The organism is Klebsiella sp. CSG-1 (genome assembly GCF_056521145.1).
Map to the genome: position 1 here is coordinate 234,478 of NZ_JBWNLD010000007.1, position 26,778 is coordinate 261,255.

The 26,778-nt window shown below is 57.5% G+C and carries 23 protein-coding genes; 15 read left to right on the forward strand and 8 right to left on the reverse strand.

Going from position 1 to position 26,778, the window contains the following annotated elements; translation table 11 throughout:
- Position 1: 1 nt before the first annotated feature.
- Both AC007G_RS18430 and yjgA read right to left on the reverse strand, forming a co-directional pair.
- Complete coding sequence (locus AC007G_RS18430) at positions 2–1,210, reverse strand: aldose 1-epimerase family protein (RefSeq protein WP_142630528.1); 1,209 nt, start codon at positions 1,208–1,210, stop codon at positions 2–4.
- A 420-nt stretch (positions 1,211–1,630) separates the two neighbouring features.
- A complete protein-coding gene (gene yjgA, locus AC007G_RS18435; RefSeq protein ID WP_004857200.1) occupies positions 1,631–2,182 on the reverse strand; it encodes a ribosome biogenesis factor YjgA in 552 nt (183 codons plus the stop codon).
- A 95-nt stretch (positions 2,183–2,277) separates the two neighbouring features.
- Between yjgA and pmbA the strand changes: the two genes are divergently transcribed.
- From pmbA to AC007G_RS18495, 12 genes are all read left to right on the forward strand, one after another.
- Positions 2,278–3,630, forward strand: a complete 1,353-nt coding sequence (gene pmbA, locus AC007G_RS18440) for a metalloprotease PmbA (protein ID WP_004857202.1) — start codon at positions 2,278–2,280, stop codon at positions 3,628–3,630.
- A 106-nt stretch (positions 3,631–3,736) separates the two neighbouring features.
- Positions 3,737–4,126, forward strand: a complete 390-nt coding sequence (cybC, locus tag AC007G_RS18445; RefSeq protein WP_032689794.1) for a cytochrome b562 — start codon at positions 3,737–3,739, stop codon at positions 4,124–4,126.
- Positions 4,127–4,426: 300 nt separating this feature from the next.
- On the forward strand, positions 4,427–4,765 hold the full coding sequence (locus AC007G_RS18450) for a hypothetical protein (RefSeq protein ID WP_015585305.1): 339 nt from the start codon (positions 4,427–4,429) through the stop codon (positions 4,763–4,765).
- Between the two features lie 10 nt (positions 4,766–4,775).
- Entirely contained in the window at positions 4,776–5,138 is a 363-nt protein-coding gene (locus AC007G_RS18455) for an SFCGS family glycine-rich protein (RefSeq protein WP_004098072.1), read from the forward strand.
- 2 nt (positions 5,139–5,140) lie between these two features.
- On the forward strand, positions 5,141–5,440 hold the full coding sequence (locus tag AC007G_RS18460) for a DUF4312 family protein (RefSeq protein WP_032689793.1): 300 nt from the start codon (positions 5,141–5,143) through the stop codon (positions 5,438–5,440).
- Positions 5,441–5,461: 21 nt separating this feature from the next.
- Positions 5,462–6,238, forward strand: a complete 777-nt coding sequence (locus tag AC007G_RS18465; protein WP_032689792.1) for a DUF4311 domain-containing protein — start codon at positions 5,462–5,464, stop codon at positions 6,236–6,238.
- A gap of 13 nt (positions 6,239–6,251) precedes the next feature.
- Positions 6,252–6,896 (forward strand): DUF4310 family protein, encoded by a 645-nt coding sequence (locus tag AC007G_RS18470; RefSeq protein WP_032689791.1) that lies wholly within the window; start codon positions 6,252–6,254, stop codon positions 6,894–6,896.
- Positions 6,897–6,938: 42 nt separating this feature from the next.
- Positions 6,939–8,072, forward strand: a complete 1,134-nt coding sequence (locus tag AC007G_RS18475; protein ID WP_032689790.1) for an amidohydrolase/deacetylase family metallohydrolase — start codon at positions 6,939–6,941, stop codon at positions 8,070–8,072.
- Positions 8,056–9,174 carry a DgaE family pyridoxal phosphate-dependent ammonia lyase gene (locus tag AC007G_RS18480; protein ID WP_142630526.1) on the forward strand — a complete coding sequence of 373 codons (1,119 nt, stop codon included), beginning with the start codon at positions 8,056–8,058 and terminating at the stop codon, positions 9,172–9,174. The genes AC007G_RS18475 and AC007G_RS18480 overlap by 17 nt, the downstream gene beginning before the upstream one ends.
- The gene (dagF, locus tag AC007G_RS18485) at positions 9,171–9,911 is read left to right on the forward strand and encodes a 2-dehydro-3-deoxy-phosphogluconate aldolase (protein WP_032697173.1); all 741 of its coding nucleotides are present in this window, start codon (positions 9,171–9,173) and stop codon (positions 9,909–9,911) included. Before AC007G_RS18480 ends, dagF begins: the two co-directional genes overlap by 4 nt.
- Positions 9,912–9,988: 77 nt before the next feature.
- Entirely contained in the window at positions 9,989–11,140 is a 1,152-nt protein-coding gene (locus AC007G_RS18490; RefSeq protein WP_032698310.1) for a lactonase family protein, read from the forward strand.
- A 22-nt stretch (positions 11,141–11,162) separates the two neighbouring features.
- Positions 11,163–13,073: a BglG family transcription antiterminator gene (locus AC007G_RS18495; RefSeq protein WP_032689784.1), complete on the forward strand. Its 1,911-nt coding sequence runs from the start codon at positions 11,163–11,165 to the stop codon at positions 13,071–13,073.
- Between the two features lie 6 nt (positions 13,074–13,079).
- On the opposite strand, the gene nrdG is transcribed toward AC007G_RS18495, so the two are convergent.
- From nrdG to treR, 5 genes are all read right to left on the reverse strand, one after another.
- A complete protein-coding gene (nrdG, locus tag AC007G_RS18500) occupies positions 13,080–13,544 on the reverse strand; it encodes an anaerobic ribonucleoside-triphosphate reductase-activating protein (protein WP_032689783.1) in 465 nt (154 codons plus the stop codon).
- 159 nt (positions 13,545–13,703) lie between these two features.
- Complete coding sequence (gene nrdD, locus AC007G_RS18505; RefSeq protein ID WP_032689781.1) at positions 13,704–15,839, reverse strand: anaerobic ribonucleoside-triphosphate reductase; 2,136 nt, start codon at positions 15,837–15,839, stop codon at positions 13,704–13,706.
- 490 nt (positions 15,840–16,329) lie between these two features.
- Positions 16,330–17,985 (reverse strand): alpha,alpha-phosphotrehalase, encoded by a 1,656-nt coding sequence (gene treC, locus AC007G_RS18510; protein ID WP_046853204.1) that lies wholly within the window; start codon positions 17,983–17,985, stop codon positions 16,330–16,332.
- A gap of 51 nt (positions 17,986–18,036) precedes the next feature.
- A complete protein-coding gene (gene treB / locus AC007G_RS18515) occupies positions 18,037–19,455 on the reverse strand; it encodes a PTS trehalose transporter subunit IIBC (RefSeq protein ID WP_032689779.1) in 1,419 nt (472 codons plus the stop codon).
- A gap of 129 nt (positions 19,456–19,584) precedes the next feature.
- On the reverse strand, positions 19,585–20,532 hold the full coding sequence (gene treR, locus AC007G_RS18520) for a trehalose operon repressor TreR (RefSeq protein ID WP_032697178.1): 948 nt from the start codon (positions 20,530–20,532) through the stop codon (positions 19,585–19,587).
- 179 nt (positions 20,533–20,711) lie between these two features.
- Between treR and mgtL the strand changes: the two genes are divergently transcribed.
- The 3 genes from mgtL to AC007G_RS18535 all read left to right on the forward strand — a co-directional run bounded on the left by mgtL (position 20,712) and on the right by AC007G_RS18535 (position 26,180).
- The gene (mgtL, locus tag AC007G_RS18525) at positions 20,712–20,765 is read left to right on the forward strand and encodes a mgtA regulatory leader peptide MgtL (RefSeq protein ID WP_155417144.1); all 54 of its coding nucleotides are present in this window, start codon (positions 20,712–20,714) and stop codon (positions 20,763–20,765) included.
- Positions 20,766–20,910: 145 nt separating this feature from the next.
- Positions 20,911–23,619 (forward strand): magnesium-translocating P-type ATPase, encoded by a 2,709-nt coding sequence (gene mgtA / locus AC007G_RS18530; RefSeq protein ID WP_131056561.1) that lies wholly within the window; start codon positions 20,911–20,913, stop codon positions 23,617–23,619.
- Between the two features lie 167 nt (positions 23,620–23,786).
- Positions 23,787–26,180 (forward strand): beta-N-acetylhexosaminidase, encoded by a 2,394-nt coding sequence (locus AC007G_RS18535; protein WP_142630524.1) that lies wholly within the window; start codon positions 23,787–23,789, stop codon positions 26,178–26,180.
- Between the two features lie 56 nt (positions 26,181–26,236).
- Here AC007G_RS18535 and ridA read toward each other — a convergent pair whose 3' ends face one another.
- Positions 26,237–26,623 carry a 2-iminobutanoate/2-iminopropanoate deaminase gene (ridA, locus tag AC007G_RS18540; RefSeq protein ID WP_032689775.1) on the reverse strand — a complete coding sequence of 129 codons (387 nt, stop codon included), beginning with the start codon at positions 26,621–26,623 and terminating at the stop codon, positions 26,237–26,239.
- Positions 26,624–26,778: the final 155 nt, after the last annotated feature.

Genomic DNA, 26,778 nt, shown 5'->3' on the forward strand with positions numbered 1-26,778 from the left:
ATTACTCCTTCGCGATAGGCGTTTCGTCCTCTGTCACTTTAGTATCACCCTGAATTGCGGCAATTTTCTTCTCAACGTCGGCAACCTGTTCGCTGCTGTGCAGCAGTGTATAGGTCAGGTCAAACTGCGTGCTGGCTCCTGGCTGAAGCTGTTTCACGCGTTTCTGTTCGCGCTCAATGGTGACCGGATAGGCGTAGCTGGTGCCCGGCTCAATACCGGTGACATAGCCCTGTTTTTCCGTATCGGTATTTTTCCACAGCGTCAGCACCGGTAGCTGGCGGGTATCGAACTGGATGGATGCTCCTTTATCTCCCGCCTTGTTGACCACTGCGGCCAGGGTCTGGTGGTTGTCATCCGCCAGCGGTTGAATATTGAATACCATCTCGTCGAAGCCTTTGGTCGGGCCGGCGTAGGTTTGCCAGGTTTTCAAACCCGCTTTGGCATAGTCGTTGAACGGACTGATGCTGGATATCGGCGCCAGGAAGCGGGCGCCCTCTTCGAGGATCGGCTTGCCAAAGTTGCTGTGATAGATAATTTGATAGTCATGCGGGTAATCCGCATGGTTGGTTAAGACATCATGCAGGCTGAAGCTGTTGCTACCGGGGACATAGCGCAACTCGGTCATGGTCTGCAAATCGGCTTTTTTGAAGGTGCTCTCTTTCACCAGCCCGCGAATACGGATCTCATACGGGGCGGTATCCGCCACTTCGACTTCCACCTGCGATGCCGGCGTATTCCCGGCTTTACCGTGCAGAGTATACATTTGCCCGTCAGCAGTGACCGGGTGGCCGGTCCACTCATAGCCGCAGCGCACCATCATCTCATTGAAACCTTCCAGCCAGCCCAGTCCATTCCGGCTTTCGAGGTTGATAAAGGCCGGGTTGACGACCTCTTTCACCGGTGAATCCCAGCCCATTCGCGTGCCGAAACCTTCGATTTTCAGCAGGTTCATGCCGCGGGTCGGGCTGAGGGCGATAGTCAGGCCATCTTTACTGCGGATAACGAGAATTTTACTGCCTTCCTGTTTGCCGCCGTGGAGGACTTTTTGCTCAATGCTGAAATCGAGATCTTTTATCTTCAGCTGATCGCTCGTTATCTGCCAGTTTCCTTTGTCAGTGCCGCTTTCAGCGCTTGTCAGCACCCATGTTTTCGCCGCTACCTGACCGGAAATAAGCATGGAAATGGCCGTCAAAATCAGAGTTTTTTTCATTTTTTATCCCTTTTGCTGAATCGATTGTGTTTCCGATGAAGGGAATCTAATTGCAAGTGGCTGATTAAAACGTGAAGTGCCTCACCTGGTGAGTAAATGCGCATTTTTAAACTTTTAAATGCGAGAAAGATCGCTTTTTATAAGCAACAGACAATTAATTAGACTTTAAATATGTGAAATTAAACACTATTAGCTTTAACGATTCAGCTTTTGGCTGGTAAAGACCGACCGACTGACCGGCAGAGCAGAGCAGGAATCCGGGATCCGGGATCGGGAATCGGCAGTGAAGGTGGGGAGTGCGTAGAGAGCGGATATTCCCGGCGAGGCTATCGCTTGCCGGGCTACAGGTACAGCGTTATCCGGTAGCCCGGACAGGCGCAAAGCGCCGCCTCCGGGAAAATCTGGCGGGTAAACGCGGAGTTAGCTTTCGCCTTCAGCCAGTTCACGCAGATACTGGAAGATCAGGCGCGCGGATTTCGGCGGCTTGTTGCCTTCTTTCTCTTTTTTGGCGTTACGGATAAGCGAACGCAGCTGCTGACGATCGGCGTCAGGCCACAGGTTTAACACTTCCGGTACCGCATCATCGCCTTCTTCAATCAGACGATCGCGAATCATTTCCAGCTTATGAAACAGCGCAACCTGCTGGTTGTGACGGTTCTTCAGCTTGTCTAACGCCTGGCGAATCGGATCGACATCGCGGCTGCGCAGCATTTTACCAATCAGCTGCATCTGGCGGCGGCGACCTTCTTTCTTGATACGCTGGGCGAGTTCAATGGCGTCGCGCAGGTCGCTATCGAGCGGGATTTTATCCAGCGCGTTTTTTCCCAGCTCAACCATTTCGGCGCCAAGACGCTTCAGTTCTTCCGCGTCACGTTTAATTTCACTTTTACTGACCCAGATAATTTCATCGTCTTCATCTTCAACGTCATCACCGGGCACGTCGTCGAGCCAGTCATCGGGCTGCTTAGTCATCTCAGGCTCCTTAAAAAAAGAGGCTAATGTTACCAGTTAAGGCGCGCACTGAAAAACGGTTCTCTGTTAGACTTCACTTAACACCTTCCTACATTATGGCATTAGCGATGAAAGTCATCTCTCAAGTTGCACAACAGCGCAAGACGCTGGAAGAGGCCGTGACCACGGCGCTGGAACTGGCGGCAGGCAAATCAGACGGTGCGGAAGTCTCCGTCAGCAAAACCACTGGCATCAGCGTCAGCACCCGCTACGGCGAGGTGGAGAACGTAGAATTTAATAGCGATGGTGCGTTAGGCATCACCGTTTATCATCAGAACCGCAAGGGAAGCGCCTCTTCAACCGATCTGAGCCCGCAGGCGATTGCCCGCACGGTGCAGGCGGCGTTGGATATTGCCCGCTACACCTCCCCGGATCCGTTTGCCGGGGTGGCGGATAAAGAGCTGCTGGCCTTTGACGCCCCGGATCTTGACCTGTTCCATCCGGCGGAAGTGACCCCGGATCAGGCAATCGAACTGGCCGCCCGCGCGGAACAGGTCGCCCTGCAGGCGGATAAACGCATTACCAATACCGAAGGCGGCAGCTTCAATAGCCACTACGGCATTAAAGTGTTCGGCAACAGCCACGGCATGTTGCAGAGCTACTGCTCAACCCGCCATTCGCTCTCCAGCTGCGTTATCGCGGAAGAGAACGGCGATATGGAGCGCGATTACGCTTACACCATTGGCCGTGCGCTCGAGGATTTGCATACCCCGGAGTGGGTCGGTGACGAATGTGCCCGCCGCACCCTGTCGCGCCTGGCGCCGCGTAAACTCTCGACGATGAAAGCGCCGGTTATCTTTGCCAACGAAGTCGCCACCGGGCTGTTTGGTCACCTGGTCGGCGCTATCGCCGGCGGCGCGGTCTATCGCAAATCGACTTTCCTGCTCGACTCCCTCGGCCAGCAGATTCTGCCGGAGTGGCTGACGATTGAAGAGCATCCGCATCTGCTGAAAGGGCTGGCCTCGACGCCGTTCGACAGCGAAGGCGTGCGCACAGAACGTCGTGACATTATTAAAGACGGCGTGCTGACGCAGTGGCTGCTGACCAACTACTCGGCGCGCAAGCTGGGGATGAAGAGCACCGGGCACGCGGGCGGCATCCATAACTGGCGGATTAACGGCCGCGGTCTGAGTTTTGAAAAGTTGCTTAAAGAGATGGGCACCGGACTTGTCGTCACCGAATTGATGGGGCAGGGTGTCAGTGGCGTGACCGGCGATTATTCGCGCGGCGCTTCTGGCTTCTGGGTTGAGAATGGTGAAATTCAGTATCCGGTAAGCGAAATTACCATCGCAGGCAATTTGAAAGATATGTGGCGTAATATCGTGACCGTGGGTGACGATATCGAAACGCGCAGCAATATTCAGTGCGGTTCCGTGCTGTTGCCTGAGATGAAAATCGCCGGACAGTAATAGCGGATTATCCCCACTATTCAAGATGCAGTTTGCAGAATAACCTGTACAGAAGGGCGCTCCCTGCGGCGCCCGTTTGCTTAAATAATAAAAAAGGATGTGAGCAATGCGTAAAAAACTGTTAGCAATGCTGGCCGTCTCCGCCCTTACGATGGGGTCTGTTTCGGCGTTCGCCGCTGAACTGGGCGAAGATATGGACACTATCGCGCAAAACCTGCAGGTGGTGCAGAAGACCTCCGATGCGGGCGAACTGAAAGCGGCATTGACCAAGATGCGCGGTGCCGCCGTGGATGCGCAGAAAGCTACCCCGCAGAAGCTGGAAGGCAAAGCGGCGGACAGTGCGGAAATGAAAGACTATCGTCACGGTCTGGATATTCTGATTGGTCAGATTGACGGTGCGCTGAAGCTGGCGGAGGAAGGTAAAGTGAAAGAGGCGCAGGCTGCCGCTGAAGGGTTCAAAACAACCCGTAATACCTACCATCAGAAATACCGTTAAGCCCCGTTTCAGGAGGTATCAACCGATGCCTCCTGCTCGTTTCCTGTCATAAAACCCCGTCGACATCACACTTTTCCTTTTTTCTTCTACGGTTATTCGACCCCTTCTTCCCGCTGGAACCACGATTGACCTGTGATGCACATCACGTAATTCCGCCGAAAATGCCACTTGCACGGCAATTATGTGCATTGGATCACGCAGCCCGTCCGCCTTTCCACTTCGAAGTGGAAAACAACTCGCTACAAACTCCTTTCCCCCGGCGCTAGTTTTATCCCCAGAGACATCAACGGGGTAACACAAGTGAATAACGGAGCGGTAATAAACGACGTAGGGGAACAGGCAAAGCAAACGGAGCAGCTGGCTGAGAAGATGCTGCCACGGGTTTATGCACTGTTAAGCCGTCGCAATATCATCCCCAACGCCGTCCAGGAGCAGATGCTGACTTCCCACGTGCGGGCAATGGCCCACCGGTCGATTAGCGGCGAGCCGCTGCCGGAAGTGGATGCCAGCCTGTTTGAAGAAATTTCAGAAGATTCAATGATGCTTGCCCGCGAAGTGGTCGCGGAATTCGGCAACCTGCCAGAAGAAGAGTCCTGGCTGCTGTCCGTCCACTTCGAAGTAGCAAAAGACAACCTGTAAGGAGTAACAAATGGAACAGATTACCGTAGTGATTGGCGACCGCCTGGGTAAAGGGCAAAAAGTGGCCGCTGGCGCGGAAAAAGCCGGTGCTCGTGCTGTTGTTGTACCGGGTGTTGCCGCCGATATGAAGCTGGGCGACATGATGAAAGCAGAAAACGCCACCTTCGGCATCTCCTTCTGCGGCAGCGGCGGCGCAGGCGCCATCACTGCGCAGAACAAGCACGGCTACAAGGCTAAATATGGCATGCGCTCCGTTGACGAAGGCGTGACCGCTATCAACGAAGGCTACAACGTTCTGGGTTTCGGCTTTATGGATAAAGAAGAGCTGGGCGAGCGCCTGGTGGAAGCCTGGAAAAAGAAATACGGCGCGTGAGCATGAAAGAGCAATTCACCACGACGGTGAGCGTGAAGGGGAAAGGCGAAAGCAAAACACGGGCCTTCGCCGACGCCCTGAACCATGTACAGGCCGCGGTGATGAAAACTTCACCGCATATCTTACTGCGTATTGAGCCACAGGATGTGAAGGTTGTTCGTGCGCATGAAGCGACGCGCAAAGAAGCGTTTCTGTTCTTCTTTTTGCGTCGTGAACGACGGACCTACAGCGTGGAGCTGGATGTCACCGTCAACGTGACCGCCATCAATGTCGATAAAGTGGATTTCGTCACGCAAACCTGAATTTCATCATAGGGTTAAACTATGTTCCTGATAATTTTAATAAAATCGCTCATTATCGGCGGCCTGGTCGGCGTCGGAGTGGGCGCCGGAGCGGCACGCATGTTTCATGCGCCTACCACCCAGGGGATGGGGGCGTTTCGTACTCTGGGCGAGCTGAATTCCTGCGAAGGCGATCCGGCTTCCCACTTCTCCTTTGGTCTGGGCTTCTTCTTTAACGCCTGGGCCTCTTCCGTTGCAGCTGGTTCATTCACCCAGGATGTCGATCACCGCATTATCCCGAACTGGGGCGCCGCGGCATTGATGTTGAAAAACCGTAACGTCGGCGAAACGCTGCACGATCCGAAGAAGATGGCGATTGCCTGCGGCATCATCGGCATGCTGGTGGTCTCCTTCTTAAACCTGACCGCCTCTTCCGTACCGGAAGCGCTGCAGGTCACCGCGGTGAAGGTGCTGGTCCCGGCGGCTAACCTGCTGGTTAACACCGTGATGCCGGTAATCTTCTGGCTGGCGGCCATCGACGCCGGTAAAAAATCGGGCTTTTGGGCCACTATTTTCGGCGGCGCGGCGCAGCTGATTATGGGTAACGCCGTGCCGGGTCTGGTACTGGGCATTCTGATCGGTAAGGGCGTTGAAGAGAGCGGCTGGAACCGCGTCACCAAAGTGATGATGTCCGCCATTGTTGCGCTGTTTGTCCTGAGCGCCTTCTTCCGCGGCTTTGATATCAAGACGCTGGAATCCTTCCATCTGACCGTGCCGAACTGGCTGGATCTGATCCACAACTCGCTCAGCGGCAAATAACAGGAGCCTCGAAATGGAACAGAATAAAGGTTTTTGGTATGCCGACTGGTCGTTTCCGATCTTTGTTGGTCTGCTCTCCTCCGGTGTTTTCGCCGGGACCCATATGTACTACCTCTACGGCATCGGCGCGTTTAACGAAGTGGCCTTCGTGGCCATGCTGAAAGCGGGCATTGATACCGGGGCTTATGGCGCGGTGGCCGCGTTCGGCGCCAGCTTCCTCTTCGCCCGTATTATCGAAGGCTCGCTGGTGGGGATCCTCGATATCGGCGGCGCGATTCAGACCGGTATCGGCCTTGGCGTGCCGGCGCTGCTGCTCGGGGCCGGTTTTGTCTTCCCGGTGGCGAACTTTGCCGCTTCGCTGGCGACCGGCCTCGCGCTGGGGCTGGCGGTGGGTTACATCATCATTCTGGCGCGTAAGTTCACCATCAATCAGAGCGACTCCACCTACGGCGCCGACGTGATGATGGGGGCCGGTAACGCCTCCGGCCGCTTCCTCGGGCCGTTGATTATCCTCAGCGCCATGACCGCCTCGATTCCTATCGGTATCGGTTCTCTGGTTGGAGCACTGCTGTTTTACATCTGGCAGAAGCCGATCACCGGCGGCGCCATTCTTGGCGCGATGATTCTGGGATCCCTTTTCCCGATTGCTATTGGTTAAGTCCTGCGGGCGCTCAGGCGCCCGCTTTACCAGGAGAGACCCATGTTTGATTTACTCCTGCGCGGTGCGCGCCTCGTCGACGATACCCTGACCGATATCGCCATCCAGGACGGCAAAATTGCCGCGCTGGGCGAGATTAGCGCGTCAGCGCGTAAAACAGTAGCGCTGGACGGGCGTTATTACGTGAGCGCCGGCTGGATTGATTCCCACGTTCACTGCTACCCGAAGTCACCGATTTATCATGACCAGCCGGACAGCATCGGTATCGCCACCGGCGTCACTACCGTGATTGATGCCGGCAGCACCGGTGCGGACGACATCGATGATTTTTATCAGCTGACTCGCGCAGCGGCCACCGACGTTTATGCGCTGCTCAATATCTCCCGCGTCGGGCTGATCGCCCAGAACGAACTGGCCAACATGGCCAACATTGACGCGGATGCGGTGAAGCAGGCGGTCACACGCCACCCGGATTTTATCGTCGGCCTGAAGGCGCGCATGAGCAGCAGCGTGGTTGGCGAGAACGGGATTACGCCGCTGGAGCGGGCGAAGGCCATTCAGCAGGAAAACGGCGATCTGCCGCTGATGGTACATATCGGCAATAATCCGCCGAACCTCGATGAAATCGCCGAACGGCTCAGCGCAGGCGACATCATTACCCACTGCTATAACGGCAAACCGAATCGCATTCTGACGCCGGAAGGCGAGCTGCGCGCCTCGATTACCCGCGCGCTACAGCGTGGCGTGCGCCTTGATGTTGGCCACGGTACCGCCAGCTTCAGTTTCGAAGTGGCGCGACGGGCCATCGCGCTGGGCATTCTGCCGCACAGCATCAGTTCCGATATTTACTGCCGCAACCGCATCGACGGGCCGGTTCGCTCGCTGGCGCTGGTGATGTCAAAGTTCCTCGCCATCGGCATGACGCTGCCGCAGGTCATTGACTGTGTCACCGTGAATGCCGCCCTGGGGCTGCGCCTGAAGAGCAAAGGGCAGCTGACCGTGGGCTATGATGCCGATTTAACGCTGTTTACCGTGCAGCATGCGCCGACGTTACTGGTCGACGCGGAAAAAGAGAGCCTGCAGGCTGACAATATTCTGGTGCCGCTTGCCGCGATTCGCGCGGGCAAGGGCTATCTGACCGAACAAGGGAGCGCGGAAAATGCCTTCGATTTTTGAAAAATACCACCTCAAGCAAGTCATCAATACCTCCGGCCGCATGACGGCGTTGGGGGTCTCCACTCCACGTCCGGAAGTGGTGGAGGCGGTGATGAGCGGCATGAATTACTACTTCGAAATCAAAGACCTGGTGAATAAAACCGGCGAATACATTGCGCAGCTGCTGGACGTGGAAGGGGCGACCGTCGTCTCCTGCGCCTCGGCGGGGATCGCCCAGTCGGTGGCGGCGGTGCTGGTAAAAGACAGCAGCTGGCTGCTGGAAAACCTGCACGTTACGCCGATTGAAAACAATGAGATCGTGCTGCCGAAAGGCCACAACGTTAACTTTGGCGCGCCGGTGGGCTCGATGGTCGCGCTGGGCGGTGGCAAGCTGGTGGAAGCGGGCTATGCCAACGAATGTTCCGCTGACCAGCTGGCAGCGGCGATCACTCCGCGTACGGCGGCGATTCTGTATATCAAATCCCACCACTGCGTGCAGAAAAGCATGCTCAGCGTCGAGCAGGCGGTGGTGGTGGCGCGTAAACATAACCTGCCGCTGATCGTCGATGCGGCGGCGGAAGAAGACCTGCAATGCTACTACCGTGCCGGTGCTGACCTGGTGATTTACAGCGGTGCGAAAGCGATTGAAGGGCCAACCAGCGGTCTGGTGGTGGGGAAAACTCAGTACGTTGAGTGGGTGAAACGCCAGTCGGCGGGGATTGGCCGGGCGATGAAGGTGGGTAAAGAGGGGATCCTCGGTCTGACCTGCGCGATTGAACACTATCTGCTGGCGCGTAAAGAGAGCGGCGATGAGATGGTCGCTAAAATGACGCCGTTCATTAACCAGCTCAATACCCTCAACGGCGTTACCGCCCGGGTGGTCTGGGACAGCGCCGGCCGCGACATCGCCCGTGCGGAAATCAAATTCGATGAAACCGTCACCGGTATCGCCACCGGCGAACTGGTCGACGCGCTGAAACAGGGCGAATACGCCATCTACTTCCGCGGCTACAAGGCCAACGAAGGCATTATTGAAGCCGATGTTCGCAGCGTGAACGCGCAACAGCTGGAGATTGTCTCTCGTCGCATCGCCGAGGTTCTGAACAAGGAGAAAAACGCATGAAACTGACCCCTAATTTTTACCGTGACCGCGTCTGCCTGAACGTCCTGGCGGGCAGCAAAGACAACGCCCGCGAAATCTATGAGGCGGCGGAAGGTCACGTCCTGGTTGGCGTGCTCTCCAAAAACTATCCGGACGTGGCGAGCGCGGTGGCGGATATGCGTGAATATGCTCAGCTCATCGATAACGCGCTCTCGGTAGGGCTGGGCGCGGGCGATCCGAATCAGTCGGCGATGGTCAGCGAAATCTCGCGTCAGGTACAGCCGCAGCACGTTAATCAGGTGTTTACCGGCGTCGGCGCCAGCCGTGCGCTGCTTGGGCAGAACCAGACCGTGGTCAACGGTCTGGTGTCGCCGACCGGCACGCCGGGGATGGTTAAGATCTCGACCGGCCCGCTGAGCAGCGGCGCAGCGGACGGAATTGTGCCGCTGGAAACCGCCATTGCCCTGCTGAAGGATATGGGCGGCAGTTCAATCAAATACTTCCCGATGGGCGGCCTGAAACACCGCGATGAGTTCGTTGCGGTGGCGCAGGCCTGCGCCCGCCATGATTTCTGGCTGGAGCCGACCGGCGGCATCGATCTGGACAACTACAGCGAAATCCTGCAGATCGCGCTGGACGCGGGGGTCAGCAAAATTATTCCGCACATTTATAGCTCGATTATTGATAAAGCCAGCGGCAATACCCGCCCGGCGGACGTTCGCCAGCTGCTGGAGATGACCAAAGCGCTCGTCAAATAGGTTTGCTGTCCCCGCCGCACGCGTTGCTCTGCGAGAGACGCGTGCGGAACCCCCCATCGAACCATCAAGGAGTCACTATGCCCACCGCTCGTCACCTGCTTGCTGCTTCACTTTCTCTGCTGGCCGCTACCGCCTGCGCGCAAACGCATTATGCCTGGGTCGGAACCTACAACCCGAATGGCGAAGGTCTCTACCGGTTTACCGTCGACGCTAAAACCGGCGCGCTGCGCGATAAGGCCCTGGTCAGCTCGTTGCCGAACGTGGCCCAACTCACCGTGTCGCGGGACGGTAAAACTCTGTATGCCGCCAGCGAAGTCGAAAAGGGGGTGGTGCAGGCGTGGCGGATTGAAGCCAACGGTGAGCTGACCGATCTCAATCAGGTCTCTTCTCTGGGGGCCGGGCCGGTCTATCTGTCGCTGACGCCGGACGGTCGTCATCTGCTAGTGGCGAATTATGTCAGCGGAACGGTGGCGGTGCTGCCGATCAAAGACGATGGCAGCCTCGGCGAGGCGGTCGATAGCCATCAGGATCAGGGCCCTGCCGGCGCAGAGCGGCCGGCCGCGGCGGTCGAGGGGAGCTTTGCCATCAGCGATCATAACGGCCCGCATGCCCATATGATCGCCGCCGATCCGAGCGGGAAATATGTTTATTCTACCGATCTGGGGCTGGATCGGATCTATCAGTACCGGATCGACAATAGCAGCGGCAAGCTCACGCCGAACGATCCGCCGTTTATCGCCGCCTCTTCTGCCGGCGCCGGGCCGCGTCATTTTGTCTTTACGCCGAAAGGGGATGGCCTGTGGCTGATTAATGAAGAATCCTCGACGCTGACGTTCTATCATATTGATAAGAAAAGCGGGCTGCTGCGCGAAGGCAAAACGGTTTCCGCACTGCCGAAGGGCTACAAAGGCACCAGCTTTGCCGCCGGGCTGGTCCTCAGCGCCGATGGTAAACAGCTGTATGTCGCCAATCGCCTGCATAACAGCATCGCGCATTTTAGCGTGCTGGCCGACGGCAGCCTGAGCCATCAGGAGGATATCTGGACCCGCGGCGACTACCCGCGGACGTTGACGCTGGATAATCAGGGGCAGTGGCTGTACGTCATGAACCAGCGTAGCGATAATATCACCCGTTTTAGCGTGGCGCCGCAGAGCGGCAAGCTGACTTTTGCCCCGGACTACACTCCGGTAGGCAGTCCATCACAGATGGTGATATCCGCTCAACCTTGAGCCGTAAGATGAAGGAACTGACATGCGATTTCCCAACCACCGTTTAGCGCAACTGTTTACTTTGCTGCAAAACGAAACGCTGCCGCAGGATGAGCTGGCGCAGCGGCTGTCGGTTTCTACTCGTACCGTGCGCGCCGACATTACCGCGCTTAACGCGTTGTTAGTGGAGTATGGCGCGCAATTCATGCTCACTCGCGGCAGCGGCTATCAGCTGAAAATCGACGACCCGGCGCGCTACCAGACCCTGCAAGAGCATGCGCCGAAGCCGCAGCAGATCCCGCGTACGGCGGCGGATCGCATCAACTTTCTGCTGGTGCGCTTTTTGACCTCCGCGTTCTCCATCAAGCTCGAAGATCTGGCGGACGAGTGGTTTGTCAGCCGGGCGACGTTACAAAGCGATATGGCCGAGGTCCGCGAGCGCTTTCAGCGCTATCAACTGACTCTCGAGACTCGCCCACGGCACGGTATGAGGCTGTTTGGTAGCGAAGTATCGATTCGCGCGTGCCTGACCGATCTGTTATGGCAACAGGCGCAGCAGGGGGGAATAAACCCGCTGATCGATGAGCAAGCGCTGAATACGGATGTGCAGGAACAGCTTGCGGACGTGCTGCAGGAGATCCTGACCCGGCACCACGTGCGCCTCACCGATGAAGGCGAGCGCTTTATCCGACTGTACAGCGCAGTGACGGTGCGTCGCGTCAGCCAGGGCTATCCGCTGGCGGAATTCAGCGCGGAGGATGTCGCGCAAAACGTGCGTGATGCCGCGCGGGATCTGGCAGCCGTACTGCAGCAGCTGGCGGGAAAGGCCCTCTCTCCGGCAGAAGAAGCGTGGCTGTGCGTCCATCTTGCCGCCCGTCAGGTTCAGGACGTCGATCCGGGCACCATCAGCGCCGACGATGGCGAAGCGCTGGTAAACTACATCCTGCGCTACATCAACAGCCAGTATAATTACAACCTGCTGGACGACGCTCAGCTACATGCCGATCTGCTGACCCACGTTAAGACCATGATCACCCGGGTTCGCTACCAGATCATGATCCCCAATCCTCTGCTCGATAATATTAAGCAGCACTACCCGATGGCGTGGGACATGACTCTCGCGGCGGTGACCAGCTGGGGGAAATACACGCCCTATGCCATCAGTGAAAACGAGATTGGTTTCCTGGTATTGCATATTGGCGTCGGACTGGAACGTCATTACAACATTGGCTATCAGCGGCAGCCGCGGGTGTTATTGGTATGCGATACCAGTAATGCGATGGTGCGGATGATCGAAGCCATTTTGCAGCGTAAATATCCGCAGTTAGAAATCGCCGCCACCCTGTCGCAGCGGGAGTATGAGCAGCTGGCGGCGGTCGCGGAAGATTTTGTTATCTCGACCGTGCGGATTGGTGAAAAAGATAAGCCGGTGGTGACCATTGCGCCATTCCCGACCGATTATCAGCTGGATCAAATCGGCAAGCTGGTGCTGGTGGACAGGACCCGTCCGTGGGTGCTGAATAAATATTTCGATGCGGCCCATTTCCAGGTGATCGATACGCCTGTCGATCGGCAGACGCTGTTTGCCGGGCTGTGCCAGCAGCTGCAGCAGGAAGGGTTTGTCGATGCCGGGTTCCATGACTCGGTTGTCGAACGCGAGGCCATCGTCAGCACGATGCTGGGCGACGGGATTGCGCTGCCTCACGCCCTTGGTTTGCTGGCGCAAAAAACCGTGGTCTATACCGTCATTGCGCCGAACGGTATCGCCTGGGGCGATGAAACTGCCCATATCATCTTCCTGCTGGCGATCAGCAAAAGCGAGTATGAAGAGGCGATGGCGATCTACGATATTTTTGTCACTTTCCTGCGCGAGCGAGCGATGACCCGGCTTGCCGAGACGCGCAGTTTCGATGAGTTCAAAGCGGTGGCGGTGGAGTGCGTCAGCCGTTTTTGAGCGTCACTATCTTAAGCGGTGGACGACCTGATTGCTGCTGCCGCGCCAGATCAGCGCCGGATCTTTTAAATCCTCGACAAACTTGCCGTCGACCAGCACGTTAATCAGATCAACCACTTCCCGCTGTGCGTCGTTCAGCTCGTCGAGCTTATAACCGGTCCAGACCCAGATATCCTTGCCGGGACATTCGGCGAGGATGCGGCGCACCAGGGCGAGGATCTCCGGCACGTTCTGCGGATGCAGGGGATCGCCGCCGGAAAGGGAGATCCCCTGGCGTATGATCCGCGTGTCGTTGAGGTCGGCGATGATACGATCGGCCATCCCGGTGGTGAATGGCAACCCGGAGTTGAGCCGCCAGGTGCTCTTGTTATAACAGCCGGGGCATTCGTGGACGCAGCCTGAGACGAACAGGGTGCAGCGGGTGCCGGGGCCGTTGACGATGTCTACCGGATAGTATTGATGGTAATTCATTTTCGCTTCTCAATTGACGCCATTACTGCATTGGCTGCGCTCGCTTACCCGGGTCACTTACTGATGTAAGCTCCCCGGGATTCGCTTGCTTGCCGCCTTGTCCTGGCGCCAATTGCTGTGCGAAAAGCGTCGCATTGCCGGGCAATAATACTGTCGAAATTAACCGATTTGCCCGTTACCCAAATGCTTAACGCGGCGTTTAACCTCTTCCTGCTTGCCGGCGTTGAACGGACGAGCGTCCGGGCTGCCGAGATAGCCGCAGACCCGTCGGGTGACCGACACCCGGGCGGCATCGTGGTTGCCACATTTCGGGCAGGTAAAGCCTTTACTGGTACATTCGAACTCGCCGGTAAAGCCGCACTCATAGCACTCATCGATCGGCGTGTTGGTACCGTAATAGGGGACATGCTGGTAGCTGTAATCCCAGACATCTTCCAGCGCTTTCAGGTTGTGCTGGATATTCGGGTATTCGCCGTAGCAAATGAAGCCCCCGTTGGCCAGCGGCGGATACGGCGCTTCGAAGTCGATCTTGTCGTACGGGTTAACCTTTTTTTCGACATCGAGGTGGAAGCTGTTGGTGTAGTAGCCCTTATCGGTCACGCCCTCAATGACGCCAAATTCGGCGGTATCAAGACGGCAGAAGCGATCGCAGAGGTTTTCGCTCGGCGTGCTGTACAGGCTGAAGCCGTAGCCGGTCTCTTCTTTCCAGCGGTCGACGGCGTCACGCAGACGTCGGACGATGGCGACGCCTTTTTCACGCAGCGCGTCGCTATCGTACATATGCTGATTACCCGACAGCGCGTTGATGGTTTCGTGGATGCCGATATAGCCCAGCGAAATGGAGGCGCGACCGTTTTTAAAGATCTCTGATACATCGTCGTCGGCCTTCAGGCGTACGCCGCAGGCGCCTTCCATGTACAATATCGGTGCCACGCGCGCTTTCACCCCTTCGAGGCGAGCAATACGCGTCATCAGCGCTTTGTAAGCCAGCTCCAGACGGTTATCCAGCAGCTTCCAGAACGTCGCTTCATCCCCTTTCGCTTCCAGCGCAATGCGCGGCAGGTTCAGGCTGATCACGCCGATATTGTTGCGGCCGTCGTGGATCTGCTCGCCATTTTCTTCATAGACGCCGAGGAAGCTGCGGCAGCCCATTGGCGTTTTAAACGAACCGGTGACTTTCACCACCTGATCGTAGTTGAGAATGTCCGGGTACATACGCTTGCTCGCGCACTCCAGCGCCAGCTGCTTGATGTCGTAGTTCGCGTCGCCGAACCTGTGGTTCAGGCCGTCGCGAATGGCGAACACCAGTTTCGGGAATACCGCAGTTTTGCGGTTTTTGCCCAGCCCGGCGATGCGGTTACGCAGGATAGACTGCTGAATCAGACGGGATTCCCAGCTGGTGCCGAGACCAAAGCCAAAGGTGACGAACGGCGTCTGCCCGTTGGCGGTATGTAGCGTATTGACTTCGTATTCCAGCGACTGGAAGGCGTCGTAGCACTCTTTCTCGGTGCGCGAGCGGGCATAGCCTTCCGCATCAGGGATCTGCCACTCTTCGGCGATTTTACGGTGCTTTTTGAAGCTTTCGGTGACGAACGGCGCCAGCACTTCATCGATGCGGTTAATGGTGGTGCCGCCATAAATGTGGCTGGCGACCTGGGCGATAATCTGCGCCGTTACCGCCGTGGCGGTAGAGATCGATTTTGGTGGTTCAATCTCCGCGTTGCCCATTTTAAACCCGTGCGTCAGCATACCTTTCAGATCGATCAGCATGCAGTTGAACATCGGGAAGAACGGCGAATAGTCGAGATCGTGGTAGTGAATCTCACCGCGCTCGTGGGCAAGCACCACATCGCGCGGCAGCAGGTGCTGACGGGCGTAATGTTTGGCGACGATACCGGCCAGCAGGTCGCGCTGGGTCGGGATGACTTTACTGTCTTTGTTGGCATTTTCGTTAAGCAGGGACGAGTTGGTTTGTTCAACCAGACCGCGAATTTCCTGGTTCAGGCGGCCGCGTTTTTCACGCTCGATATCGCGGTCGTGGCGATATTCGATATAGGCCCGGGCCAGCTGTTTCCACGGCCCTGACATCAGCTGGTTCTCAACGGCAGTCTGAATCTCGTTGATATCAACCTGGCTACGGCCCTGCATTTGCTGGCTAACGACTTCTGCGACGGTGGCGCAATAGTCTGCGTCATCGACTCCCGCTGCTTTAGCTGCACGCAGAATTGCTTCTTTAATGCGCTCAGATTTGAACGGCACTTTACAGCCATCACGTTTCATCACATGCGGTGTCATGATCACTCCATACTTTATAAAACAGGTTATCCACAGAGGCGGAAGTATCGCCGGCGTCGCGGGGGCTTTACCTGCCGCCGTTTTGCGTCGGTTCCGGCCCTTTTTATCCACATCCCACCACCGCCACAGAACGATGGGATGTGCTGACATAATAGACGATTAATACAAGATGTAGGGCCGGGATGCATTCTAAGTTCTATATGTAGTGATTTGCATCAAAGATGTTTGCGATTTTATTGACGCAGAACAAAGTAAAAAGACGAGAGTACGGATGGTGGGCGCTGGCAGTTATGTAAATTTATCTGACTATAAAATAAGCAAAAATTGGCCTGAAGGGGGAAGTATTCAGGCCGGAAATGCCATGCGTCAGGCCATCAGGGGGTCATGGCGCAGATCGACGCGCAGCAGCAGGGCATAGCGTGCCAGCTGCGGGCTATGGACTCGCCTAAGTTTGCGAACCCGTAGCCCGGTATAGGCAGCGTTCCAGGGGTTACGCCTGCAGCCACCAGACTGCTTCAAACGGCCGCAGGGTCATGGCGGCAGGGCGATTTGCCGCTTCCGCGTAATTGCTCATCAATACCTGCCAGTCGCCGTCCACCTCCTCCGGCTGCCAGCTCTGGAACTCGCGGCTCAGGTTCGCCGCGACGATCAGCGTTTTCCCCTGCCACTGGCGGCGATAACACCACAGCGACGGATGCTCAGGCAGCAGGTCCAGGTAATCGCCCCAGGTCAGAACCGGCGTGGTTTTACGCAGCGCAATCAGCCGCTGGTAGGTGTAAAAGACCGAATCCGCATCCGCCAGCGCCGCCTCGACGTTAATCGTCCGATAGTTATCGCACAGCGCAATCCACGGTTCACCGGCGGTAAATCCGCCCTGGTCGCGAGCGTCCCACTGCATCGGCGTGCGGCTGTTGTCGCGCGATTTACTCGCCAGAATCGCCAGCAGCTCATCGGGCGCCTGCCCCTGCACCGAGCGCTCAATAAACATGTTGTGACTCTCGACGTCGCGATAATCGCCGATCTGCGAGAAGTGCGGATTGGTCATGCCAATCTCTTCGCCCTGATAAATGTAGGGAGTGCCCTGCATGCCGTGCAGGACCATCGCCAGCATTTTCGCCGCCGGTACCCGGTATTCCCCTTCATCGCCAAAACGCGACACGATGCGCGGCTGATCGTGGTTACACCAGAACAGCGCATTCCACGCCCGGTTGTGCATGCCCTGCTGCCAGTGGCTGAACAGCGCTTTCAGCGCCACGTAGTCCGGGCGCGCAAGGGTCCATTTTTCGCCGCCGGGATAGTCCACCTTCAGATGGTGGAAGTTAAAGGTCATCGACAGCTCGCGGCCGTCCTGGGCGGCATATTGCTGGCAATGTTCCAGCGAGGTGGAGGACATCTCGCCGACCGTCATCAGGTTGCGCGGCGTAAAGATATCGCGGCTCATCTCCTGCAGGAACTCGTGGACCCGCGGACCGTCGGTATAAAAACGGCGGCCATCGCCCTGGGTATCCGACGGGAAGGTTTGATCTTTCGAAATCAGGTTGACCACATCGAGGCGCAGGCCGTCGACGCCGCGGTCGGCCCAGAACTCGCACACCTTTTTGAGTTCCGCACGGACCGCCGGGTTTTCCCAGTTGAGATCCGCCTGCTCTGCGGCGAACAGATGCAGGTAGTACTGTCCGCTCTCCGCGTGCCACTGCCAGGCGTTGCCGCCAAACTTCGAACGCCAGTTATTGGGCGGCGTTGTCGGTTCGCCATCGCGCCAGATATAAAACTGGCGGTACGGGCTCGCTTTATTCAACGACTCGCGGAACCAGGCGTGGGCGGTAGAGGTATGGTTGAAAACCATATCCAGCACGATACGGATCCCGCGGGCTTTCGCCTGAGCGACCAGTTCGTCGAAATCATCCAGCGTGCCGTAAGTGGGGTCGATGGCGGTATAGTTCGCGACATCGTAGCCGTTATCGACCTGCGGAGAGACGTAGAAAGGCGTCAGCCAGATGGCGTCCACGCCAAGTTTTTGCAGATAGTCGAGGCGCGAGGTGACCCCACGCAGATCGCCGGTACCGCTGCCGGTCGTGTCCTGGAAACTCTTCGGATAAATTTGATAAATAACGCCGTTTTGCCACCAGTGGGGGAGGGTATTCATATCGCTTTCCTGCTACAACGAAGGGGCGCCAGCGCGCCCCGGAAGAAAAAATCAGACAATCTGTAATGTGCCCTGACGGAACTTACGCTGATAAACGACGGTGGTGAGCACAATCGGCACCACTACCGCGATGACCATTGCTAAACCGTACACCTGCCAGTAAGTCGGTTGAATGGAGAGGATGCCCGGCAGCCCACCGACGCCGATCCCGTTCGCCATGACGCCATTCAGGCCGCACAGCAAGCCGGCAAGACCCGAGCCGATCATCGCGCAGAGCATCGGGAAGCGGTATTTCAGGTTGATCCCGTACATCGCCGGTTCGGTTACCCCGAGGTAGGCCGAGATAGCGGCCGGCACCGAGATCTCACGTTCGTTCTGTTTGCGGCTGGCGATAATAATCCCGACCACTGCCGAAGCCTGAGCGATGTTGGACAGCGCAATCAGCGGCCATACCGGCGTACCGCCCATGCTTTGAATCATCTGCATATCGATAGCCAGCGTGGTCTGATGGACCCCGGTAATGACCAATGGAGCGTAGAGGAAGCCGAACAGCGCGGCGCCAATCGGCGCGAAGCTACCGGTCATCAGGTGGCGCACGGCAAAGGCGACGCCATCGCCGATCATGCGGCCAAACGGACCGATAAAGGCGTGGGCGAGGAACACCGCCAGAATCAGGGAGCAGACCGGCACCACCACCAGATAGAGGTAGTCAGGCACGATGCGTTTCAGGCGTGTTTCGATAAAGCCGAGCGCCAGACCCGCCAGCAGCGCCGGGATGACCTGCGCCTGGTAGCCGACCTTCGCAATCGTAAACAGGCCGAAGTTCCATACTTCCGGCACCTGCTGGCCCAGCATATAAGCGTTCATCAGCTGTGGAGAGACCAGCGTGACGCCGAGCACGATGCCGAGGATCGGCGTGCCGCCCATTTTCTTCACCGCTGACCAGCAGATACCCACCGGCAGGTAGAAGAAGATGGCTTCGCCAATCAGCCACAGGAAGTCATAAATGGTTTTCAGCGACGGGTGCATTTGCGCCAGCGTTTGCCCGTTGCTCATCGGCAGATCGCCGATCACGTTACGGAAACCGAGGATCAGACCGCCGCTGATCAGCGCCGGCAGCAGCGGGAAGAAGATCTCGGCAAAATGCGAGATCAGCTGCTCGTGCCACTTCATATTTTGCCGCGCCGCCTGCTTGGCCTGTTCCTTATCGGCAGACGCTTTGCCGGTGGTCGCCAGCAGGGCTTTGTAGTAATCGCCGACTTCTGTGCCGATCACCACCTGGAACTGCCCGGCGTTGGTAAAGCAGCCTTTCACCATGCGAAGCTGCTCAATTTCTTTTGGTTTGGCGATGGCCGGATTGTTCAGCACAAAGCGTAGACGGGTAATACAGTGACTGACGGTCGCAATGTTATCGCGCCCGCCGACCAGTTCGATTAATTTATCGATGTCCTGCTGATTTACTTTGCTCATTATGAGGCCTCAAAACAGAGGGAAGAGATTGCGTAATGACCTGAGACGAATCCTAACCGCTCCGTTCAACTTTCAAAATGGGAACGTTCCCGAAACGCAGCAACGATCACATAAATCCAACAAACGAGCTTAAATCAGCGCGGCGGGAATGACGATTTGACGTGGTTCTGCCTGGCCGCCGATCTGGGCGATCAGCTGTTGGGCCGCCTGGCGACCGGCCTCGGCGTAACCGGGATTCACGGTCAGGATTTCCGGATGGAGGAACTTCATCAGCGGCGTACTGCCGACGCTGGCGACCTGCAGATGTCCAATACGTTGCTCTTGCAAATACTTGCTGGCGCCGAGGGCGAGGGTATCGGTCGCGCACAGCAGCGCGCTGGTATCGGGGGTCAGCACGCTGGCGACATTTTCATAGCCCTGTTTCATGGCCAGTCCCGGCAGGGCGGCAGACGGGGTCAACTGGTGCTGCTCGCAAAAATTGAGGTAGGCCTGATGGCGGCGTTGCCCGGTGGTGACGTCGCTATGCGGTACCCCGAGGAAGCTGATATGCCGATGGCCGCCATCGTACAGACGCTGCATCAGCATGTTCACCGCGCCGTTGTCGTCGTAGCAGACGGAGGCGAATCCCGGCGCGTCGCGGGCCAGCAGCACCATCGATTCCCGCCACGGCGTCAACATCTCTTCGGTAATGCCGGTAAAGCCGAACAGCACCACGCCGTCGATATTGCGGCGGGCGAGGATCCCAAGGTGCTCGCCGACCAGCGCGGGAGAGAACTGACTTTCCATCATAATCGGATCGTAACCCTGCTCGTAAAAGGCGGGCAGCATCGTCTGTACGGCAAGGTTTTCCGACAGCGAGTCAAGACGGGTGACGATAATCGCGACCACTTTATCGCTTTGACCACGCATCGCCCGCGCTGAGCGGGAGGGCGAGAAGCCGTGCTGCTGCATCACCGCCTCGACCCGTTCACGGGTGCGCTCATTGACGCCGCTTTCATTATTAAGCACGCGGGATACCGTCGATTTCCCGACGCCGCTTAAGCGCGCGATATCTTTGATGGTCAGCCGGTTTTGCATGCAGAGGTCTCGTCGTGGTCCGATAAAAGTGAGCCTAATGCTACTCAACCAAACCGCAATGAGCAAAGTCTGGTTTACGTCTTGTTTAGTTACGCGGGGTTATCATTAAGACAGTGGCTATAAATTGCCTGTTGTTCGCGGTACTCTCGCGCCGCTTTTACTCACTTACCGGAGATTATATGGACCCCGATCCCACTCCTCATCCTCGATGGAGTTATATCCTTTTCCGGTAAGCCTGCTTAGCACTGCTTTACCGGAAGCGTAAAGCAGTGACGTCCTTGATGTCCCTGCCATAAAAAAATAATACCGGACAGGTAAGGTTGTATCGTGCCTGTCTGTTTTGCCGCGTTCTTTTGTAAGAGCGTGGAGGGACTGTTTATGCTGAAAAATATCACCCGGCAGCTGTTTGCACAGCTCAGCCGCCATTTGCCGCGCCGACTGGTTCAGCGCGATCCGTTACCTGATGCCCGCAATCTGGCCACCGCGCCGATTCCGGATTCGCTGGGTAAGCACTGCCTGAACGTGGCGGCGATGGACGAAAATGAAATCTGGCGCGCCTTCGAAAGCCACCCGGAAGGGCTTAACGATGCCGAGGTTGCGCAGAAAATTGCCCGCCACGGCGATAACCAAATTCCGGCGCAAAAACCGGCGCCGTGGTGGGTGCACCTCTGGACCTGCTATCGCAACCCGTTCAACCTGCTGCTGACCGTGCTGGGTATTGTCTCGTATGCGACGGAAGACCTGTTTGCTGCCGGCGTGATTGCGCTGATGGTGGGGATCTCCACGCTGCTCAATTTCATTCAGGAAGCCCGCTCGACCAAAGCGGCGGATGCGCTGAAGGCGATGGTCAGCAACACCGCGACGGTGCTGCGGGTGGTCAATGAACAGGGCGAAAGCCGCTGGTGCGAACTGCCGATTGACCGCCTGGTGCCGGGCGATATCGTGAAGCTGTCGGCCGGGGATATGATCCCGGCGGACCTGCGTATTCTTCAGGCGCGGGATCTGTTCGTGGCCCAGGCATCGCTGACCGGTGAATCGCTGCCGGTGGAAAAAGTGGCCCGCAGCCGCGACCCGCAGCAGAACAACCCGCTTGAGTGCGATACCCTGTGCTTTATGGGCACCAACGTGGTGAGCGGGTCGGCGCAGGCGATGGTCTTCGCCACCGGCGGCAACACCTGGTTTGGTCAGTTGGCCGGGCGGGTTAGCGAGCAGGAGAGCGAACCCAATGCTTTCCAGAAAGGTATCAGCCGCGTCAGCATGCTGTTGATCCGCTTTATGCTGGTGATGGCGCCGGTGGTGCTGCTGATTAACGGCTACACCAAAGGCGACTGGTGGGAAGCGGCGCTGTTTGCCCTTTCGGTGGCGGTAGGCCTGACGCCGGAGATGTTGCCGATGATTGTCACCTCGACCCTGGCGCGCGGGGCGGTGAAGCTGTCGAAACAGAAAGTCATTGTGAAGCACCTCGACGCGATTCAGAACTTTGGCGCGATGGACATCCTGTGCACGGATAAAACCGGCACCCTGACTCAGGATAAAATCGTGCTGGAAAACCATACTGATATTTCCGGTAAGGTCAGCGAGCGGGTTCTGCATTGCGCATGGCTGAACAGCCACTATCAGACCGGGTTGAAAAACCTGCTCGATAAGGCGGTGCTGGAAGGCGTGGATCTGGATGCGGCGCGCCAGCTTTCTGAACGCTGGCAGAAAGTCGATGAAATTCCGTTCGACTTCGAACGTCGCCGTATGTCGGTGGTGGTGAGTGAACAGGATGGCGTGCATCAGCTGATCTGCAAAGGCGCGCTACAGGAGATCCTGAACGTCTCGACTCAGGTACGGCATAACGGTGAAATCGTGCCGCTGGACGATACCATGCTGCGCCGTATCAAACGCGTCACCGATACCCTGAATCGCCAGGGGCTGCGCGTGGTGGCGGTGGCGACCAAATATCTGCCCGCCCGCGAAGGCGACTATCAGCGCATTGACGAGTCCGATCTGATCCTTGAAGGCTACATCGCCTTCCTCGACCCGCCGAAAGAGACCACCGCCCCGGCGCTGAAAGCGCTGAAGGCCAGCGGGATTACCGTCAAAATTCTCACCGGCGATAGCGAGCTGGTGGCGGCGAAAGTGTGCCATGAAGTGGGTCTGGACGCCGGCGAGGTCGTCACCGGTAGCCAGATTGAAGGTATGAGCGATGACGAGCTGGCGGCGCTGGCCAAACGCACGACCCTGTTTGCCCGTCTTGCGCCGTTACATAAAGAGCGTATCGTCACGCTGCTTAAACGCGAAGGCCATGTGGTCGGCTTTATGGGCGACGGCATCAACGATGCGCCGGCGCTGCGCGCGGCGGATATCGGTATCTCCGTGGATGGCGCGGTGGATATTGCGCGTGAAGCGGCGGATATTATTCTGCTGGAAAAAAGCCTGATGGTGCTGGAAGAGGGGGTGATCGAAGGACGCCGCACTTTCGCCAACATGCTGAAGTACATCAAAATGACCGCCAGTTCGAACTTTGGTAACGTCTTCAGCGTGCTGGTGGCGAGCGCCTTTCTGCCGTTCCTGCCGATGCTGCCGCTGCACTTGCTGATCCAGAACCTGCTGTACGATGTATCCCAGGTGGCGATCCCGTTTGATAACGTCGACGACGAGCAGATTCAAAAACCGCAGCGCTGGAACCCCTCGGAACTGGGGCGCTTTATGGTCTTCTTTGGCCCGATAAGCTCGATTTTCGATATCCTGACCTTCTGCCTGATGTGGTGGGTGTTCCAGGCCAATGTGCCGGAAGCCCAGACGCTGTTCCAGTCGGGCTGGTTTATTGAAGGGCTGCTGTCGCAAACGCTGATTGTGCATATGATCCGTACGCGACGCATTCCGTTTGTTCAGAGCCGCGCCGCGTGGCCGCTGTTTGCCATGACGCTGGTGGTGATGCTGGTTGGTATCGCGCTGCCGTTCTCGCCGCTGGCGGGCTATCTGCAGCTGCAGGCCCTGCCGCTGAGCTACTTCCCGTGGCTGATTGCTATTCTGGCAGGCTACATGACGCTGACGCAGATGGTAAAAGGCTTCTACAGCCGTCGCTACGGCTGGCAATAACCCCTCTTTGTGCCGACCGTTCTCCCTCAAGGGAGGACGGTCTTTTTGGCATTTCTCTTAAATCTCAGAAAGTTGTGAACCCCGTCATCCCCTTTGCTTGACGCTCTTTTGCGCGCATGTTAACCCAATGTTTTGCTTTTTTTGGCCCGTCATCACAAGGAAAACTCATGCTTAACTCTGTGCGTTATGGCCTGCTGACCAGCGGATTATTATTTGGCGCGATGGCACATGCCGCTCCGGCCGGCGATCTGCCGCTGATGCCGTGGCCGGCTCACGTCGAACGCCCGCAATCGCCGGGCGCGTTGGTGTTGAATCATCAGCTGACGCTGAACGTGACCGGCGACGTGCCCGGCGACGCCGTAGGCCGCTGGCGCGAGCGCATTGCCCGCCAGACCGGCTGGACGCTACAACCGCAAATGGCGCCGGTTAACACGCCGACAATTCACGTGGTGGTGGCCAAAAAAGTGCCGGCGATTCCTCGCCCTGACAGTGATGAAAGCTACCAGCTGAAGGTGACCGCCGAGGGCGTTACCCTCAAGGCGAATACCCGGTTTGGCGCGCTGCGCGGGATGGAAACGCTGCTCCAGCTGATGCACAACGGCGCTGAAAATACGGCGATTCCTTACGTCACGATTGATGATGCGCCGCGCTTCCCGTGGCGCGGGCTGCTGCTGGATTCCGCTCGCCACTTCATACCGCTGGAGGCTATTAAACGCCAGATTGACGGCATGGCGGCGGCTAAACTGAACGTTTTCCACTGGCATCTGACCGACGATCAGGGCTGGCGCTTCGCTTCCACGCGGTATCCGAAACTGCAACAGAAGGCCAGCGACGGGCTGTTTTATACTCAGGCGCAGATGAAAGAGGTGGTGCGCTACGCGGCGGACCGTGGCATTCGCGTGGTGCCGGAAATCGATATGCCCGGCCACGCGTCTGCGATTGCGGTGGCCTACCCGGAGCTGATGAGCGCTCCGGGGCCCTACGACATGGAGCGTCATTGGGGCGTACTGAAACCCGTGCTCGATCCCAGCAAAGAGACCACCTACGCCTTTGCCGAGGCGATAATCGGCGAGCTGGCGGCTATTTTCCCGGACCCGTATCTGCATATCGGCGGCGATGAGGTTGACGACAGTCAGTGGAAAGCGAATCCGACTATCCAGGCATTTATGCGCGAGAAGGGGCTGGCCGATAGCCACGCGCTGCAGGCGTACTTCAACCGCAGGCTGGAGGCGATCCTCGAAAAATACCATCGGCAGATGGTGGGCTGGGACGAAATTTATCACCCGGACCTGCCGAAAAGCATTCTGATTCAGTCCTGGCAGGGGCAGGATGCGCTGGGCGAGGTGGCAAAACAGGGCTATCGCGGGATCCTCTCCACCGGTTTCTATCTCGACCAGCCGCAGTACACCGCCTATCACTATCGCAATGAAATTGTGCCTCAGGGGCTGAACGGCGTGGATACGATAAGTGATAACGACAGCGCGCAGAGCTGGAGCTTCTCGATGCCGCGGCTGAAGGGCAGCGCGGTTGAGGGGAGCTTTACACTGGTTAAAGGCGAGGGCGGCTGGCGCGGTTTTATTGATTTCAAAGGCAAATCTCGTCGTGCGGTGCAGGATATTGAATGGGGCGACGACGATCGGCTGACCTTTCGGGTCGACACCTGGATGGGGGAAACCCGACCGGTGCTGCGCGTGAACGACGATAAGCTGGGCGGCTATTTCCTGCTGGGCAACACCCGCTATCCGGTCAGCGGGCAAAAGCTGGAAGCGGTGCCCCAGGGCACGCCGCCGGTGGTCCCGGATACGGACCAGCAGAAAAACCTGCTCGGCGGTGAGGCGGCGCTGTGGGCGGAAAACGTGGCGGCGCCGGTGCTGGATATTAAACTCTGGCCGCGGGCCTTTGCGGTGGCGGAGCGGCTGTGGTCGGCGCAGGATGTCAACGACAGCGATAACATGTATCAGCGGCTCCAGGCGATGGACAGCTGGTCTACGGTGTCGGTTGGCCTGCAGCAACATACCCAGCAGCTGGTGCAGTTCACGCGCTTAGCCAACGGCAGCAGCACCCTGCCGCTGCAAATTCTCGCTCAGGCGCTGGAGCCGGCACACTACTACACCCGCCAGCATCTGAAATATCAGGCTAATCATTATCATCTGTTTGAGCCGCTGAACCGTCTGGCCGATGCGCTACCGGCGGAAAGCGCCACCGTGCGCAGCCTCGATCGTTGGGCGGCGCGCTTGATCAGCGATGCTGAAGACAGCGAAAGCGCGGATGCGCTGCGCCATATTTTTACCCTCTGGCAAAATAATATCGCCGATGCGCAGGCGCTGACGGAAAACAGCTATCAGCTGGCGGCGATAAAGCCGGTGGTGGCGCAGGTGGATAAGCTGGCGACGCTGGGGATACGGTTGACCGATCTGGTGGCGCGTCAGGGAACGCTGGATGATAAAGAGTATGCGTCGGTTCAGGCGCAGCTCGACGAGGCGGCGAAAACCCAGGATGAGCTGGTGATTGCGGCGGTCTATCCGCTGGAGAAACTGCTGCGGGCGACGAAGGTCGAGTAGTGAAACTCCCTCACCCGGCGCAGCGATAAAGGCGCATGGGTGAGGGGATGCGAGGCTTAGCGACGAATCGCGATCGCTTCGATCTCGATTTTCACATCTTTCGGCAGGCGAGCCACTTCCACACAGGAACGTGCCGGGAAGGTCGCATTATGCTCGCTGAAAAACGCTTCATAAGCGGCATTCACGGTGGCGAAGTCGTTGAGATCTTTAACGAATACGGTGGTTTTAACAATGTCGCCGACTTTCAGGCCTGCGGCTTCAACGATAGCTTTGACGTTGTCCAGAGACTGACGCGCCTGCGCGGCGACATCTTCCGGCACGCTACCGGTTTTCGGATCGACGGGGATCTGGCCGGAAGTGATGATCATGCTGCCCAGATCAACACCCTGAACATACGGGCCGATTGCTGCTGGTGCATTTTCCGTCGCGATAGTTTTAGACATGAGTTCTCCTGAATAACAGCATTATTAAGTAGTGACGCAAAATCCTTCGAGTTGCATCGACGCGGCACGGGGCGAACCGCCCGCACGGCCGACAAAGAAGCAGCTTGAAGGATAGCGCGTAGGGAACCCGGCCATTATAGGGAGCCGGGTTGCCA

Coding starts and splice junctions, on each gene's coding strand:
- mgtA (WP_131056561.1), top strand. CDS start 20,911: ATGCTGAAAAATATCACCCGGCAGCTGTTTGCACAGCTCAGCCGCCAT.
- treC (WP_046853204.1), bottom strand. CDS start 17,985: ATGAATACCCTCCCCCACTGGTGGCAAAACGGCGTTATTTATCAAATT.
- pmbA (WP_004857202.1), top strand. CDS start 2,278: ATGGCATTAGCGATGAAAGTCATCTCTCAAGTTGCACAACAGCGCAAG.
- treR (WP_032697178.1), bottom strand. CDS start 20,532: ATGCAAAACCGGCTGACCATCAAAGATATCGCGCGCTTAAGCGGCGTC.
- nrdG (WP_032689783.1), bottom strand. CDS start 13,544: ATGAATTACCATCAATACTATCCGGTAGACATCGTCAACGGCCCCGGC.
- AC007G_RS18470 (WP_032689791.1), top strand. CDS start 6,252: ATGGAACAGAATAAAGGTTTTTGGTATGCCGACTGGTCGTTTCCGATC.
- AC007G_RS18535 (WP_142630524.1), top strand. CDS start 23,787: ATGCTTAACTCTGTGCGTTATGGCCTGCTGACCAGCGGATTATTATTT.
- AC007G_RS18430 (WP_142630528.1), bottom strand. CDS start 1,210: ATGAAAAAAACTCTGATTTTGACGGCCATTTCCATGCTTATTTCCGGT.
- AC007G_RS18480 (WP_142630526.1), top strand. CDS start 8,056: ATGCCTTCGATTTTTGAAAAATACCACCTCAAGCAAGTCATCAATACC.
- AC007G_RS18465 (WP_032689792.1), top strand. CDS start 5,462: ATGTTCCTGATAATTTTAATAAAATCGCTCATTATCGGCGGCCTGGTC.
- treB (WP_032689779.1), bottom strand. CDS start 19,455: ATGAGCAAAGTAAATCAGCAGGACATCGATAAATTAATCGAACTGGTC.
- nrdD (WP_032689781.1), bottom strand. CDS start 15,839: ATGACACCGCATGTGATGAAACGTGATGGCTGTAAAGTGCCGTTCAAA.
- AC007G_RS18495 (WP_032689784.1), top strand. CDS start 11,163: ATGCGATTTCCCAACCACCGTTTAGCGCAACTGTTTACTTTGCTGCAA.
- AC007G_RS18490 (WP_032698310.1), top strand. CDS start 9,989: ATGCCCACCGCTCGTCACCTGCTTGCTGCTTCACTTTCTCTGCTGGCC.
- ridA (WP_032689775.1), bottom strand. CDS start 26,623: ATGTCTAAAACTATCGCGACGGAAAATGCACCAGCAGCAATCGGCCCG.
- yjgA (WP_004857200.1), bottom strand. CDS start 2,182: ATGACTAAGCAGCCCGATGACTGGCTCGACGACGTGCCCGGTGATGAC.
- AC007G_RS18475 (WP_032689790.1), top strand. CDS start 6,939: ATGTTTGATTTACTCCTGCGCGGTGCGCGCCTCGTCGACGATACCCTG.
- AC007G_RS18455 (WP_004098072.1), top strand. CDS start 4,776: ATGGAACAGATTACCGTAGTGATTGGCGACCGCCTGGGTAAAGGGCAA.
- AC007G_RS18460 (WP_032689793.1), top strand. CDS start 5,141: ATGAAAGAGCAATTCACCACGACGGTGAGCGTGAAGGGGAAAGGCGAA.
- cybC (WP_032689794.1), top strand. CDS start 3,737: ATGCGTAAAAAACTGTTAGCAATGCTGGCCGTCTCCGCCCTTACGATG.
- dagF (WP_032697173.1), top strand. CDS start 9,171: ATGAAACTGACCCCTAATTTTTACCGTGACCGCGTCTGCCTGAACGTC.